General features: G+C 46.4%; 12 protein-coding genes, 1 pseudogene, 1 riboswitch and 1 other annotated feature. Of the genes and pseudogenes, 9 read left to right on the top strand and 4 right to left on the bottom strand.

From position 1 onward, the window contains the following. Window positions 1-85: 85 nt before the first annotated feature. From PP175_RS20995 to PP175_RS20985, 3 genes are all read right to left on the bottom strand, one after another. Complete coding sequence (locus PP175_RS20995; RefSeq protein ID WP_272440170.1) at window positions 86-349, bottom strand: hypothetical protein; 264 nt, start codon at window positions 347-349, stop codon at window positions 86-88. A 20-nt stretch (window positions 350-369) separates the two neighbouring features. Continuing rightward, window positions 370-549 carry a hypothetical protein gene (locus PP175_RS20990; RefSeq protein ID WP_272440169.1) on the bottom strand — a complete coding sequence of 60 codons (180 nt, stop codon included), beginning with the start codon at window positions 547-549 and terminating at the stop codon, window positions 370-372. Window positions 550-653: 104 nt separating this feature from the next. Further along, entirely contained in the window at window positions 654-1649 is a 996-nt protein-coding gene (locus tag PP175_RS20985) for an NAD(P)/FAD-dependent oxidoreductase (protein WP_272440168.1), read from the bottom strand. A 510-nt stretch (window positions 1650-2159) separates the two neighbouring features. Here PP175_RS20985 and PP175_RS20980 point away from each other — a divergent pair. After that, window positions 2160-3350 carry an NAD(P)/FAD-dependent oxidoreductase gene (locus PP175_RS20980; RefSeq protein WP_272440167.1) on the top strand — a complete coding sequence of 397 codons (1191 nt, stop codon included), beginning with the start codon at window positions 2160-2162 and terminating at the stop codon, window positions 3348-3350. A 231-nt stretch (window positions 3351-3581) separates the two neighbouring features. Then, on the top strand, window positions 3582-4205 hold the full coding sequence (locus PP175_RS20975; protein ID WP_272440166.1) for a 3D domain-containing protein: 624 nt from the start codon (window positions 3582-3584) through the stop codon (window positions 4203-4205). A 94-nt stretch (window positions 4206-4299) separates the two neighbouring features. Here PP175_RS20975 and PP175_RS20970 read toward each other — a convergent pair whose 3' ends face one another. Then, window positions 4300-4779, bottom strand: coding sequence for a divergent PAP2 family protein (locus PP175_RS20970; protein WP_272440165.1), 480 nt, complete (start codon window positions 4777-4779; stop codon window positions 4300-4302). Between the two features lie 121 nt (window positions 4780-4900). On the opposite strand from PP175_RS20970, the gene PP175_RS20965 reads away from it, so the two are divergent. The 7 genes and pseudogenes from PP175_RS20965 (at window position 4901) to PP175_RS20935 (ending at window position 14127) form a co-directional block, all read left to right on the top strand. Then, complete coding sequence (locus PP175_RS20965) at window positions 4901-6409, top strand: leucyl aminopeptidase (RefSeq protein WP_272440164.1); 1509 nt, start codon at window positions 4901-4903, stop codon at window positions 6407-6409. Between the two features lie 105 nt (window positions 6410-6514). Continuing rightward, window positions 6515-6616, top strand: a riboswitch (purine riboswitch). Between the two features lie 124 nt (window positions 6617-6740). Next, window positions 6741-7331 carry a xanthine phosphoribosyltransferase gene (locus PP175_RS20960; RefSeq protein ID WP_272440163.1) on the top strand — a complete coding sequence of 197 codons (591 nt, stop codon included), beginning with the start codon at window positions 6741-6743 and terminating at the stop codon, window positions 7329-7331. A gap of 24 nt (window positions 7332-7355) precedes the next feature. Continuing rightward, window positions 7356-8681 (top strand): nucleobase:cation symporter-2 family protein, encoded by a 1326-nt coding sequence (locus PP175_RS20955; protein ID WP_272440162.1) that lies wholly within the window; start codon window positions 7356-7358, stop codon window positions 8679-8681. A gap of 178 nt (window positions 8682-8859) precedes the next feature. Continuing rightward, window positions 8860-9098, top strand: a binding site (T-box leader). 151 nt (window positions 9099-9249) lie between these two features. After that, window positions 9250-10992, top strand: coding sequence for a biosynthetic-type acetolactate synthase large subunit (gene ilvB / locus PP175_RS20950; RefSeq protein ID WP_272440161.1), 1743 nt, complete (start codon window positions 9250-9252; stop codon window positions 10990-10992). 1 nt (window position 10993) lies between these two features. Beyond that, window positions 10994-11491 (top strand): acetolactate synthase small subunit, encoded by a 498-nt coding sequence (gene ilvN, locus PP175_RS20945; protein ID WP_272440160.1) that lies wholly within the window; start codon window positions 10994-10996, stop codon window positions 11489-11491. Window positions 11492-11524: 33 nt separating this feature from the next. Further along, window positions 11525-12541 (top strand): annotated as a pseudogene (gene ilvC, locus PP175_RS20940) (ketol-acid reductoisomerase); the annotation flags it as partial. 41 nt (window positions 12542-12582) lie between these two features. Further along, on the top strand, window positions 12583-14127 hold the full coding sequence (locus PP175_RS20935) for a 2-isopropylmalate synthase (RefSeq protein WP_272440159.1): 1545 nt from the start codon (window positions 12583-12585) through the stop codon (window positions 14125-14127). The last annotated feature ends 16 nt before the right edge of the window (window positions 14128-14143 follow it).

Here is a 14143-nt window from a genome sequence, read left to right as displayed (position 1 = left end):
TGGCGACTTTTTTTCGTCCCCCCGCTCTTTTATTTAGTTGTGAAAATGCATTGACTAGTAAGAAGCTAAAAAGTTAGGACAGCGATTAGTCGTAAACGTCGGGACCCATCATTTCCTTCACCGTAAATGTCTGCTGGCGGCCGCAGTGAGGACAGCTTAGTACATGTATACATTCGTGGTGCGCCACATCCAGATAGCCATTAGACATCTTAATATCGTTCCGCTCCCGATAAGGAGTGTATGGACCGAAAAACTGTTCAATGTTGCCTGTGTCTTCCATCATGTGGCGGCAAGAGGGACAGGATTGTTCGAGGTGGGAAAAGCCATTGCAAATGGGACATATCGACATTGTGCCGCCCTCCTTTTTGATTAACTGCGCCTATTCAACAGGTTGGAATACAGCGTATAACTGAGCAGAATGCCAAATGCAAGCACAGCAGCTAGTATGCCCGATGGTTCGTCCGTGCCAAAAAACAGCAAGAGCGGGATGCCTACTGTAAGAAGTATAATAAATACAGCATAAACAGCTGAGATAGAACTGCGCGTCATGCTTACCCCCCTGGGTCGTTGGTTTTTTATGTTTTGCCACTATAAGATAGCCTATGCAAAAAAACCCGCCTTTTAAAAGGCGGGTTAGCTTGTTCGTATTTACTTTACATTTTTAAACTGGAACTGTGTGCGGGTTGAACTTTGGCATCCGGGTCCATATACGACTTGGCATTATTGACCGCTGTCGGTGCTTCGCCAAAACCTACAGCAATTAATTTAATCTTGCCCGGGTAGGTTGCGATATCCCCTGCCGCATAAACACCTGGGATATTGGTTTCCATTTTTGTGTTGACCTTGATAGAACCTTTCTCTAACTCAAGCCCCCAGTTTTTTATCGGGCCAAGGGAAGAAATGAAGCCAAAGTTTACTATCACAGCATCCACTTCTTCCGTTACAAGTTCTTCCGTCTTACTGTTGCGGATGGTGATCTTTTTAATTCTGTCTTCGCCATCTATTGAATGTAAATCATATGGTGTAAGAACGTTGACTTTAGATTTCATAAGGTTTTCAACGCTGTGTTCATGCGCCCTGAACTTGTCCCGGCGATGTATGAGGGTGACTTTTTCAGCAATTGGTTCAAGCATCAACGCCCAGTCAACGGCAGAATCGCCGCCGCCAAAAACAACGACTTTCTGTCCGGCAAATTTATTTAGATCATCCACAAAATAATGAAGGTTTGTTTTTTCAAAGCGCTCCGCACCTTCTAATTCGAGCCTGCGCGGTTCGAATGCTCCAACACCGGCAGTAATAATAACCGTTCGGGAGAAGTGAATGCCTTTATCTGTGGTGATTTCGAATACATCTTCTTTTTTTTCAATGCTTTGCACTTTCTCCTCGAGAGCACTGGCCGTTTCAAAATGCGCGACCTGCTCCTTTAAACGATCCACTAATTCTTGAGCGCGCACCTTTGGAAACCCCGCTACATCATAGATGAATTTTTCCGGATATAGCGCTGCTAATTGGCCGCCAAGCTGAGGCATACTTTCTATAATTTTGCAGCTAGACTGGCGCATACCCGCATAGAAAGCGGTAAACAGCCCGGTTGGTCCGCCACCGATTACCGTAATGTCGTAAGTTTTTTCATCCCGATAGAGATCCATATCTTACACCCCCGAAAATTTTAGAAAACTTGGCCCCAGGCCAAACTTTAACGCAGCCTGGCAATAGCTGTAGCTGCGTTTAGGATAAGAAAGGGTTGTACTTTCTTATTCATTAAGGAAAAGATGTCTCTCCAATTATATAACCGCTTCCCCGGGTTGGAAAGCTAAAGTTGGAATTTTTCAAAAGCGAATATTTTCTAATCAATTGTCCCTAATATTCGCGTTACAATCAAAATTATAACAAAATTGGCCCGCAACCAAGTTACATAAGGCGGTGAACCATAGTTTTCCCCATTTTTTGTATGGAATAGCTTAACTGTAGGCGATATAAAAAAACGTGTTTGTGCATATTTTCACTTGAAAAAACGTATAAACCGACTTATGATAAAAGTGTGAACAATTTAATGGAGACTGGGTAATTAATCCATGGGTGTGATTTTTTTGTCAGGGTATGCTAGTGAAAAAAAGCACAATGGATTTTCAAATACTTAAGGAAAGTGGTTGAGAAAGATGGCAAATCCAAAAATCCTAATTCTTGGCGGCGGTTACGGCGGTTTAATGACTGCAGTGAAACTGCAAAAAACCATGAATTACAACGAGGCAGATGTAACGCTGGTTAACAAGCATGATTACCATTACTTTACGACATGGCTGCATGAACCAGCAGCAGGTACGCTTGATCCGGATAAATGCCGGGTTGAAATTAACAGCCTTCTAGATTCCAGCAAAGTTAAGTTCCTCAAAGGAACCGTTGCTAGCATTAATAAAGATAAGCAAACCGTTACACTTGAATCTGGCGACGAGCTGTCCTATGACTATCTGGTCATCGGCCTCGGAAGCGAGCCTGAAACATTTGGCATTCAAGGTCTTAAGGAACACGCATTCAGCATTCGCAGCATCAACAGCGTGCGTGAGATTCGCGAGCATATTGAGTATAATTTTGCCCGCTACAAAAATGAAAGAAGCCCTGAGCTTATTACCTTTGTAATCGGTGGTGCTGGCTTTACCGGGATTGAATTCCTTGGAGAATTAACGGACCGTATCCCTGAGCTGTGTGAAGAGTTTGATGTTAATCCGAGCGACGTTAAGATCTATAACGTAGAAGCAGCCCCTACGGTGTTGCCGGGCTTTGACCCTGAACTTGTGCAGTATGCAATGGATATTCTCTCCAAAAAAGGTGTAGAGTTTAGAATTGCTACACCGATCAAAGAATGTACGCCAGACGGTGTAATTATCGGTGAGGGTGAAGAAATTAAATCCAAAACTGTTGTTTGGACTGGTGGTGTCCGCGGTAACTCTGTAATTGAGAAATCCGGCTTTGAAACCATGCGCGGCCGTGTGAAGGTGGATGAATACCTTCGTGCACCAGGGCATGATAATGTATTTATCGTCGGTGACAGCGCGCTTGTCATCAACGCTGCAACAGACCGTCCGTATCCGCCAACTGCCCAGATTGCTATTCAGCAGGGCGAGAACCTCGGGCAAAATCTTGTGGAGCTTATGCGCGGCGGAACGCCTAAACCTTTCGTATTCCATCTTAAAGGTACAGTCGCTTCTCTTGGTAAAGGGGAAGCCATTGGGCTGGTTGGAAATAAGAAAATCTTTGGTGGAACCGCAGCATTTATGAAAAAAGTTATTGATAATCGCTCTTTGTTTATGCTCGGCGGACTTTCACTTCTCACTAAAAAAGTGAAGCTGTAAGCTACAAATAAAAACGATCAAAAACCTTCCAAACATTCCATTTGGGAGGTTTTTCTTTATATACACTGATTTTCGCTTTCAAATAAGAAAATTTCGCTGCCACTCGTATAAACGGGTGTTTTTTTTATCCCCATGAGCGAAAACGCAAGGCCTGACGCGGTTAATTTTTTGTTCTGCATGTATAGGCTGCCCAAGTATGGGAGATTCTTAAGATAAGAGGAGGCTAAAAGAGTGAATTCGATCTTAAAAAATGTGAAACCTTCTTTGCCATATCTCTTCATCTCGATTGTGTTTACCATGCTTGGCCTATACATTCTGCTTGTACAGCCGCAGGCCACCAGGGAGCCCGCACATGGACAAAGTGTAAAGAAGACTGTTCAAATTGATAAACATAAATTAAAAACAGAGAAAATCCCGGCTAAACCGGTTTCAGGTGAGGGATTGACAATACCCGTTCAGTCGCTGGAGCAATATCCGAAAGTGTCTGTGGTGGCCACAGGCTACTATCCGGGTCCGGAGTCTACAGGGAAAGATGAAAGCCATCCTGCATACAAAATAACCTATTCTGGCGTCAAAGTGAGACGGGATAGAGTTTCCACCATAGCAGCAGATTTACACGTTTTTCCGCTGGGAACTGTTTTATATATTCCCGGATACGGCTACGGCATTGTAGCGGATATTGGTTCGGCTATTAAAGGCAATAAGCTGGATCTGTATTTTGAGAAGAAACAGGACGTCTTTAAGGAATGGGGTAAGAAGCAGGTAGACGTGTATATCATTGAAAAAGGAAAAGGAAAAGTGAGCGAAGCGATGGTACGGGATTTAAACCAAAACAGAAGCATTAGCAAGCAATAGCAAATGGTGAAAAGCCCTCAGGCTGTCGGTGTACTTGGACAGGCAGGGGCTTTTCTTTATTCTTGCGAGCCGGGGTGCCGTGTGCCGGCTGAGTTTATTTCCATAAGAAATAGATGACTGCGGATAAGATAATGCCGAGCCATGCTCCTACGAGCACTTCACTTGGCTGGTGCCCAAGAAGTTCCTTTAGTTTCTCTGCTTTCTCCCGCCTGGGGTTTATGCGCAGGGTCTTTAGTTCTTCGATCAACTGTTGAAAATCCTCTACGAGAAGGTTCAATACGGCAGCATGTGTTCCAGCATGTCTTCTTACACCGGCAGCGTCGAACATCACAATTATAGAAAAAACAACGGCTATCGCAAAGGAAGTTGAACCGATTCCATCGACAAAGCCGACTGCAGTTGAAAGGGCTGTAACAGCGGCTGAATGAGAGCTGGGCATTCCGCCAGTACTGAATAAAAGCTTTGCATCCCATTTTCTTGATCTAAAATACGCAATGGGGATTTTTATCGCCTGGGCCGCTACAATCGCAAGCAGGGCAGACCAGAGCGGATAATTCGAGAATAATGACGGCATCGATCTGTTCCTTTCTAGTTTTCTCTATCCTATTTTATCAAATCCCAGCAGCACATACATGCTGAAATCTTTCCTTTCATATTAATTATTGATAAAATTTTTGTGGAGGTGGGTATTAACAATGGAAATTAAAGTGGTTACAAAAGGACTTCTCACACAGCAGGCTGATTGTCTGGTTATCGGTATTGTTAAAGGGACCATAAAGGCAGAAGGCGCACTGGCGGAAGCCGATCAAGCGCTGGGTGGCAATATTGCCGCTTTATTCTCCGATAGTGAAATAAGCGGCGATCGAAACGATACTCAGTTTATACATACTTACGGCAAAATTGCCGCCCGCCGCATTCTTTTGGTTGGCCTTGGGGACGAGGCTGAGCTCTCTTTTGAAGAACTGCGCGAGGCAAGCGCACGCGCTGTGAAAGAAGCGCTTAAAGCGAAGCTGACCAAGCTGGCATTCGCACTTTCTGATGCTTGGAGCGGCCTCGACGCTAAGGAAGCTTCGCATGCGATCACCGAAGGCGTGCTGCTGGCTGACTACCGCTTTCCAGGCTACCACCAAAAGGAAGAATTAAAGCCGGCTCTGGAGTCCCTTGTTATATTCTGTGCTGAACAGGGTGCCGAGGATGCACGGGAGGGTGTTCGAATTGGCCAAGCTTTTGCTGAAGGTACGAATCTTGCCCGGGATCTTGTGAACATGCCCGGCAATTATTTAACGCCAACTGTACTTGCCGAGAAGGCGAAGGAAGTGGCTGAACGGTACGGCATGGAGGTTGAAATTCTGGAAAAACCCGATATGGAACGATACGGCATGGGCGGGCTGCTCGGTGTCAATCAGGGCTCGGTACAGGCGCCTAAACTTGTGGCGATTAAGTACCAGGGAACCGATAAGTGGGAAGATGTGCTCGGTTTTGTAGGAAAAGGGATCACTTTTGACTCGGGTGGTATTTCTCTGAAGCCAGGGCCCGGAATGGATGAAATGAAGGGGGATATGGGGGGCGCCGCAGCCGTAATTGGGGCTCTTGAAGTGATCGGCAGGCTGAAGCCAGACGTCAACATAGCCGCCGTTATCCCGACAACGGATAACATGCCAAGCGGGTCCGCTTTAAAACCGGGCGATGTGATTACTGCGATGAACGGAAAAACGATTGAAATATTAAATACGGATGCTGAAGGGCGTTTGATTCTTGCTGACGGAGTATGCTACGCCAAAGAAATGGGCGCTGACTATGTGGTCGATCTAGCGACTCTTACTGGTGCCGCCCTTGTTGCACTTGGAACCTGTACGACAGCTGCGGTGACCAATAATGAAGAATTTATGGAAGAAGTCATGATTTCGGCGGCAGAGGCAGGGGAGCTTCTCTGGAGGCTTCCTGCGTACAAACCGTATAAAGATCAAATTAAAAGTAAAATTGCTGATTTGAAAAATACCGGTGGCCGCAATGCGGGTTCGATTACCGCTGGCCTGTTTGTAGGTGAGTTTGCGGAAGAGACGCCGTGGGTGCATTTGGATATTGCGGGTACATCCTGGGCGGACAAAGACAATGATCTCTCCCCTGCAGGAGGGACCGGGGTCATGGTGCGTACGCTCGCCACGCTTGCCCAGCTTCGTTCGGTTAATGAAAAAGAAGAATAAACGAAAATTAACGAACACTTTCGTTATGAAAACCAATAAAGTTCGGATTTTTTAAATCCGAACTTTATTTTTTACCCTCTCTTCTGTATAATAAAAACTGCATTAAGCAAAATTCCATAGTTAACTCGTATAATCTTGGGGATATGGCCCAAAAGTTTCTACCAGGTTACCGTAAATGATCTGACTACGAGTGAAAATACTTGAGCCTAGCAGCAGGTAGACGCATCGTCTATTTGTGTTTTATTTTATGATCCGCGGGACCTTTTTTCACTTGTACAGAAAAAAGGGCCCCGCGGATTTTTTGTTTAACTAAAGAGAGGAGAACGAAAACATGGAGTTACTTAAAGCAGCAATCCGGGATGTCGGACAGGTGCTTAACGATAATGTACTGAAAGTTGATTCATTTTTGAATCACCAGATTGACCCCGCTTTAATGATGGCAGTAGGGGAGGAATTTGCCAGGCTGTTTGTGGATGAAGGCATCACCCGTATCCTAACCCTCGAATCATCCGGTATTGCTCCGGCGCTTACAGCCGGATTAAAGCTGGGGGTTCCGGTCGTTTTCGCCCGTAAAAAACGTTCAGCAATTATGAATGAGCAGGCCTATCATACACAGGTCTATTCATTTACAAAACAGGAAACGAATGAGGTCACTGTTCTTAAGAAGTTTTTGCCTGCAGGGGAAACCGTTTTGATAATTGATGATTTTCTGGCTAACGGAGAAGCTGCCCTGGGGCTTGCATCGCTCGTTGAGCAGGCAGAGAGCAGCGTGGCGGGCATCGGGATTGTCATTGAGAAAGCTTTTCAAAATGGCGGCGCAAAGCTAAAAGAAGCGGGTTATCGGGTTGAGTCTTTGGCACGTATTGCGTCTTTGTCAGGTGGACACGTTGCGTTTGTAGAAGATCTGGCACAAGTGAAATAAACAAAAGCTACAGGAGGAAGAGTAGTGAAGAACAAACAGGGATTTTTGAAGTTAGGTGCGCTTGGTTTTCAACATGTTTTAGCGATGTATGCGGGAGCCGTAGTTGTTCCTTTGATTGTGGGGCCGGCTATCGGGATGAATGCCGAGCAGGTAGCTTACTTAATTTCGATCGATTTATTTACATGCGGAATCGCTTCGCTGCTTCAAGTAATGGGCGGTAAATACTTCGGCGTAAAGCTGCCCATCTTAATGGGTTGCGCATTCCAGGCGGTCGGGCCGATGATTGCGATAGGGAAGATGCAGGGGATAACAGCTGTATATGGCTCGATCATTGCATCCGGAATCATCGTGCTAATCCTCTCACAGTTTATGAATAAGATTATCAGATTTTTCCCGCCGGTTGTAACCGGATCGGTTGTCACAATTATCGGGGCTTCTCTAATTGGTGTGGCGATGGGAAACATAGTTGGCCAGCCTAATTCACCAGGATACGCAAGCTCCTCAAACTTATTTCTGGCTGCCCTTACCTTCGTGTCCATTGTTCTGATGCAGCGCTTCTTCACGGGTTATCTTAAATCAATCGCTGTTCTCCTGTCATTGGTGGTAGGGACGGCTGCGGCTTTCTTCATGGGAATGGTTGACTTTTCGACAGTAGGCAGAGCGGGATGGTTTCATATGGTGACGCCGCTGCGCTTTGGTATGCCTACGTTTCACATAACAGCTATTATCAGCATGGTCCTGGTCGGAATTGTCAGCATGATTGAATCGACAGGTGTGTTTTTTGCGCTGGCAGATGTATGCGGGAAAAAATTAGACGGCGATGATATTAAGCGGGGCCTTAGGGCAGAAGGTCTGGCCCAGGTCATTGGAGGTATTTTTCAAGCCTTCCCTTATTCAACCTTTTCCCAGAATGTTGGGTTAGTGGCTCTGACAGGAGTGAAGACGAGAAAAGTTGTGGTTTCTGCGTGTGTAATTATTATGGGTTTAGGGCTCTTGCCCAAAGTCGCCGCACTCACTACCATTATCCCTAATCCTGTGCTTGGCGGTGCAATGATTCCGATGTTTGGCATGGTCCTGGCTTCTGGAATTAAGCAATTAACGACGGTAAACTTCAAACGGCTGGAGAACATGTTTATCGTGGCGGTTTCTGTCGGGGTTGGACTCGGTGTGTCGGTGACGCCAGCTGTGTTTGCCCATTTACCCGAAGGCCTACGCGTCATCATGGAGAGCGGAATTGTATCAGGCAGTCTCATTGCTATATTCTTAAACCTCTTGTTTAACGGTGTCAAGGGCCAAAGAATAGAAGAAAATACCACCATGTACGGGGAAGAACAAAGCCTTGTTAGCTGATGAAGCGAATGTTCCACATGAGGGAAAAAGCCCATTGCAACGCCCACTCTTACGGTCGTGGGAGTTTTCTAAAAAATTTTTAAAGTCAACCTGTTGACACAATGCAAAAGGGTGTCTATAATTGCAGATAATATAACAACTCGTTACAAAATTTAGATGAGATTGATAATTATAAAACAGTAGAACATTGATGAGGACGCGTATTCAGCCGCTGCTTAACAGAGAGTCCGGGAGGGTGGAAACCGGATAAGAATGCTGAATATATCTCACCTCGGAGTTGCTTTCTGAACGACATTTTGTCTAGTAGGAATAGCCGTACGCACGCGTTATGTGCTAGGTTTTATAACCTGCAGAGGTTGCCTGTCGGAAGGTGGGCAATAAACTTGGGTGGTACCGCGAAGCTCTTTCGCCCCAACTGACATGATAAAAGTCAGAGGGTGAAAGGGCTTTCTTTAATTTGTTGGGATAGCAGTGCACAGTCATAGTGGATACATGTTTTAGCAAAGATACAATTTTTTGATTATTTTTACTTTGGAGAGAGTTACAGGATTCCTAAGGAGGAGAAATCATGAGCACAGAGACGGCGATGGCTGAGCAAAAAGCCTCTTTTCCGCCAATCAAGATGGGAGAAGTAATGACCGGGGCAGATATGCTTTTACGATGCCTGCTACTAGAGGGTGTTGAGTATGTATTTGGTTACCCGGGTGGAGCGGTTCTCCCGATTTACGATTCCTTGTACAGCAGTCATCTTAAGCATATTTTAACACGCCATGAACAAGGGGCCGTCCATGCAGCGGATGGTTATGCACGAGCCACAGGGAAACCGGGGGTTGTCATTGCAACTTCGGGTCCCGGGGCAACAAACCTTGTAACGGGGATTGCGACCGCCCATATGGACTCCATACCGATGGTGTGCATCACAGGCAATGTTGCACAGAACCTCATTGGCACAGACGCTTTCCAGGAAGCCAATATTACCGGCATCACACTGCCGATTACCAAACATAACTTTTTTGTCAGAGATATTAAGGATTTGCCCCGTATTGTGAAAGAGGCTTTCCATATCGCAACAACCGGCCGCCCGGGTCCTGTGCTGATTGATATACCAAAAGACGTAAACAATGACAGTGCCCCATTCTATTATCCGGAAAGCGTGAAACTGCGCACGTATAATCCAACGGTCAAACCGAATACCATGCAGGTTGACCGAATGGTAAAAGCCATTGCCGCTTCTAAAAAGCCGGTTATTCTGACCGGTGGAGGCACCGTTACATCCGGAGCTGAGAAAGAACTTCTTGCTTTTGCTGAGAAGGCGCAAATTCCAGTGATCCCTACGCTTATGGGGCTTGCTGGTTTTCCAGGCACACACCCGCTGTGTCCGGGTATGCCAGGCATGCATGGTTCTTATGCATCCAACCAGGCTTTGCTGAATACGGACCTGGTGATCGCTATCGGCGCCCGGTTTGATGACCGGATTACGATGGGACGCACGAAGGAATTTGCTCCGAATGCGAAGATTGTCCATGTCGATATCGACCCGGCAGAAATCAGCAAAAATGTTGATACGTATATACCTATCGTAGGTGACGTAAAGAGCGTGCTCAACGCAGCGCTTGAAAAGATTGAAAAAACAGATTCAGATGAATGGGTAGCACAAGTGCAGGAATGGGGCCGCATGCATCCGTATAGCTACAAGAAGAGTGCTGCAGGAACGCTGAAACCCCAGCGTGCCATTGAAATCATGTATGAGACAACTGGCGGCAATGCAGTCGTAACTACCGACGTTGGCCAGCATCAGATGTGGGTGGCCCAGTACTACAAATTTAACCAGCAGCGTTCTTTTGTCACATCGGGCGGCCTGGGTACAATGGGTTTCGGTTTCCCGGCCGCTATCGGGGCGCAAATTGCAAATCCTGATAAGCTCGTTATTTCGGTAAGCGGGGATGGCGGGTTCCAGATGAACCTGCAGGAGATGGCCGTTGCATCCATTCACAACCTGCCAATCAAAATTGTTGTCATTAATAACAGTTGTCTCGGCATGGTCCGCCAATGGCAGGAGCTGTTCTATGATAACCGCTACAGCCATATTGATCTAAGTGAAAGCGTGGATTTCGTTAAGCTGGCAGAAGCGTATGGAATTAAAGGGCTGCGCGCTTCTACAGAAGAGGAAGCTGAGCGAATCTGGCAGGAAGCCCTGCAAACGAATGGCCCTGTGCTTGTTGAGTTCGTGGTAGAGCCCGAAGAAAATGTTTATCCAATGGTGGCCGCAGGCAAAACACTAGATCAGATGGTTCTGGGAGATGAGAAGTAAGATGGAACAAAAACATACCATATCCATACTCGTAAATGACGAGCCGGGAGTGCTAGCCCGGGTGGCTAATTTAATGGGCCAGCGGGGGTTTAACATTGACAGCATCACCGTTGGACAATCCGAGGAAAAAGGGCTTTCCCGCATGACAATCGTCACAAGCGCAGATGAGCGTATGCTGGAACAGGTGATCAAGCAGTTCCATAAGCTCATTGATGTTTATAAAGTGACCCATCTTAGCCAGGCTGCTTTTGTTGGCCGCGAACTTGCCCTCATTAAAGTGGAGGCTAACCCTGCCACACGCTCAGAAATTAACGGCATTATCGATCCGTTCCGTGCCAGCATAGTAGATGTCAGCCCGACATCTTTAATTATACAGGTTACGGGCGATTCAGATAAAAATGACGCCCTGATTGAGCTCTTAAAACCGTACGGAATTAAGGAACTATCCCGTACCGGTGTAACGGCCATCAGCCGGGGTGCCGCATTTGCAAGAGTATAGCCTTTACCGGGCTAATTCGTTTTAAAAAAAACAGAAAACATAATTCGGGAGGAACATCAAATGGTAACAATGTATTACGAAAAAGACGCGAACCAATCATTCCTGCAAGGTAAAACTATCGCAATCATCGGCTATGGCAGCCAGGGCCATGCACAGGCACAAAACCTCCGCGATAGCGGTTTAAAAGTAATCGTCGGCCTTCGTCAGGGCCGGTCCTGGAAGCAGGCTGAGAACGATGGTTTTGAAGTATATACAGTAGATGAAGCAACGGCTAAAGCAGAAGTCATTATGATCTTGCTTCCCGATGAACAGCAGGCGTCAGTATACCGTGATCAAATCCGCACTAATCTTAAAGACGGCGCTGCACTTTTCTTCTCGCATGGTTTCAATATCCACTTCGAACAAATTGTTGCGCCTGAAGGCACGGACGTTGTTATGGTTGCACCAAAAAGCCCAGGCCACATGGTTCGCCGCGTATACACGGAAGGCTTTGGGGTGCCAGCACTTCTTGCTATCTACCAGGATGGCACAGGCAAGGCGAAAGAACTCGGCCTCGCATATGCAAGCGGCATTGGCTGTACGCGTGCAGGTGTAATCGAAACAACATTCCGCGAAGAAACGGAAACGGATCTGTTCGGTGAGCAGGCAGTTCTTTGCGGTGGTACAAGTGAACTGGTAAAAGCCGGTTTTGAAACGCTGGTTGAAGCGGGATATGCACCTGAAATTGCTTACTTCGAATGCCTTCACGAGTTAAAGCTGATTGTGGACCTTATGTATGAAGGCGGTCTTGAATATATGCGTTATTCCATCAGCGACACAGCTGAGTTTGGCGACTACAGCATTGGAAAACGCATTGTAAATGACGATACAAAAGCAGAGATGAGAAAAGTCCTCAAAGAAATCCAGGAAGGAACGTTTGCGAAAAACTGGATTCTTGAAAACCAATCCGGCCGTGCAGCGTTCAGCGCACGCCGACGCATCGAAAAAGAGCACCAGCTGGAGACAGTTGGAAAACAGCTTCGTGAAATGATGGCCTGGATTAAGAAATAAACAGATAAGAGTTTTAAAATAGCTATACAAAAAACGCGGAGGTGGATAATATCATGCGGACAATAGAGATTTTTGATACCACTCTGCGGGATGGAGAACAATCCCCTGGAGTCAACTTGAGTTTGAATGAGAAACTGGAGATTGCGCATCAGTTAGAGCGCCTGGGGGTTAACCGGATTGAAGCGGGCTTTGCGGCCGCTTCACCCGGTGATTTACAATCAATCCGGGAAATCGCAAACCGCATTAAAAATTCCACCATTGTGAGCCTTTCCCGCTCTGTGCAGTCGGATATTGATAAGGCGTGGGAAGCGCTTAAGGATGCGGAATCAGCTTGTCTGCACGTCTTTATTGCGACCTCGCCGATTCACCGGAAACACAAGTTAAACATGACCAAAGAGCAGGTTATTGAAAACGCAGTAGCCGCTGTGAAATACGGAAAGAAATATTTTGATCTGGTAGAGTTCTCCTGTGAGGACGGGTCACGGACTGAAATTCCGTATCTAATCGAAGTCGTGCAGGCAGTTGTGGATGCGGGTGCCCGCATCATCAATATTCCGGATACGGTGGGATATACGACCCCTATGGAATATGGAAATATTTTCCTGAAGCTGTCAGAGAACGTACGAGGCATTGAGAATGTGAAGCTGAGCTGCCACTGCCACGATGACTTAGGTATGGCTGTAGCGAATACGCTGGCAGCTATCCAGGCCGGTGCTACCCAGGTCGAAGGAACCATTAACGGAATCGGAGAGCGCGCCGGAAATGCTTCGCTTGAAGAAGTGGCGATGGCCCTTGATACACGAAAAGATTTCTACCAGGCTCTAACCGCTCTGAAACTTGATGAAATTGCGCGCACGAGCAAGCTTGTCAGCCGATTAACGGGAATGATCGTGCCGCCGAATAAAGCCATCGTAGGCGCCAATGCTTTCGCCCATGAATCCGGTATTCACCAGGATGGTGTGTTAAAAGAGGTAACAACATATGAAATCATTCGCCCTGAAAAAGTCGGCATAAAGTCCAATAAACTTGTTTTAGGGAAACTCTCTGGCCGTCACGCCTTCAAAGAAAAGTTGGAAGAACTCGGTTACCATCTGGAACAGGAAGATTTGAATGATGCGTTCAAACAATTTAAAGAATTGTGTGACAAGAAAAAGGATGTTAGCGACGATGATATCATTGCACTGGTAGACTCTGAGCTGGCTGAAATCCCGGAAAAGTACAGCCTGGAAAACCTCCAACTTTCATATGGGAATAATTCTATCCCTACAGCTAGCATACGCGTTAAAAGAGCAGACGGTGTAGAGCTTGAGGAAGCGGCGACAGGCAATGGTTCCGTTGACTCTATTTATAAAGCGATCGATCGTGTGACGAATGAAGAAGTGGAATTGGAAGACTACAAGATTGTCTCCATCACACATGGCAGGGATGCGCTTGGAGAAGTGTACGTCCGCCTTAAGCAGAGTAATTTAACGGTACAGGGCCGCGGGGTAAGTACCGATATTCTTGAAGCAAGTGCAGAAGCTTATTTAAACGCAATTAATAAAATCATCGTACTTCGCGGCGACGTGGTTGAAGCGCTTGTATAAGGCTGGGAGGAAAAGA

Source organism: Aneurinibacillus sp. Ricciae_BoGa-3, assembly GCF_028421645.1.
GTDB lineage: Bacteria > Bacillota > Bacilli > Aneurinibacillales > Aneurinibacillaceae > Aneurinibacillus_B.
Note: the sequence above shows the minus strand (reverse complement) of the source record. Positions and strands in the feature narration are given on the sequence as shown.

Excerpts from the sequence above, each read along its gene's own strand:
- PP175_RS20995 (WP_272440170.1), bottom strand. The coding sequence starts at position 349 with ATGTCGATATGTCCCATTTGCAATGGCTTTTCCCACCTCGAACAATCC.
- PP175_RS20990 (WP_272440169.1), bottom strand. The coding sequence starts at position 549 with ATGACGCGCAGTTCTATCTCAGCTGTTTATGCTGTATTTATTATACTT.
- PP175_RS20985 (WP_272440168.1), bottom strand. The coding sequence starts at position 1,649 with ATGGATCTCTATCGGGATGAAAAAACTTACGACATTACGGTAATCGGT.
- PP175_RS20980 (WP_272440167.1), top strand. The coding sequence starts at position 2,160 with ATGGCAAATCCAAAAATCCTAATTCTTGGCGGCGGTTACGGCGGTTTA.
- PP175_RS20970 (WP_272440165.1), bottom strand. The coding sequence starts at position 4,779 with ATGCCGTCATTATTCTCGAATTATCCGCTCTGGTCTGCCCTGCTTGCG.
- PP175_RS20965 (WP_272440164.1), top strand. The coding sequence starts at position 4,901 with ATGGAAATTAAAGTGGTTACAAAAGGACTTCTCACACAGCAGGCTGAT.
- PP175_RS20960 (WP_272440163.1), top strand. The coding sequence starts at position 6,741 with ATGGAGTTACTTAAAGCAGCAATCCGGGATGTCGGACAGGTGCTTAAC.
- ilvB (WP_272440161.1), top strand. The coding sequence starts at position 9,250 with ATGAGCACAGAGACGGCGATGGCTGAGCAAAAAGCCTCTTTTCCGCCA.
- ilvN (WP_272440160.1), top strand. The coding sequence starts at position 10,994 with ATGGAACAAAAACATACCATATCCATACTCGTAAATGACGAGCCGGGA.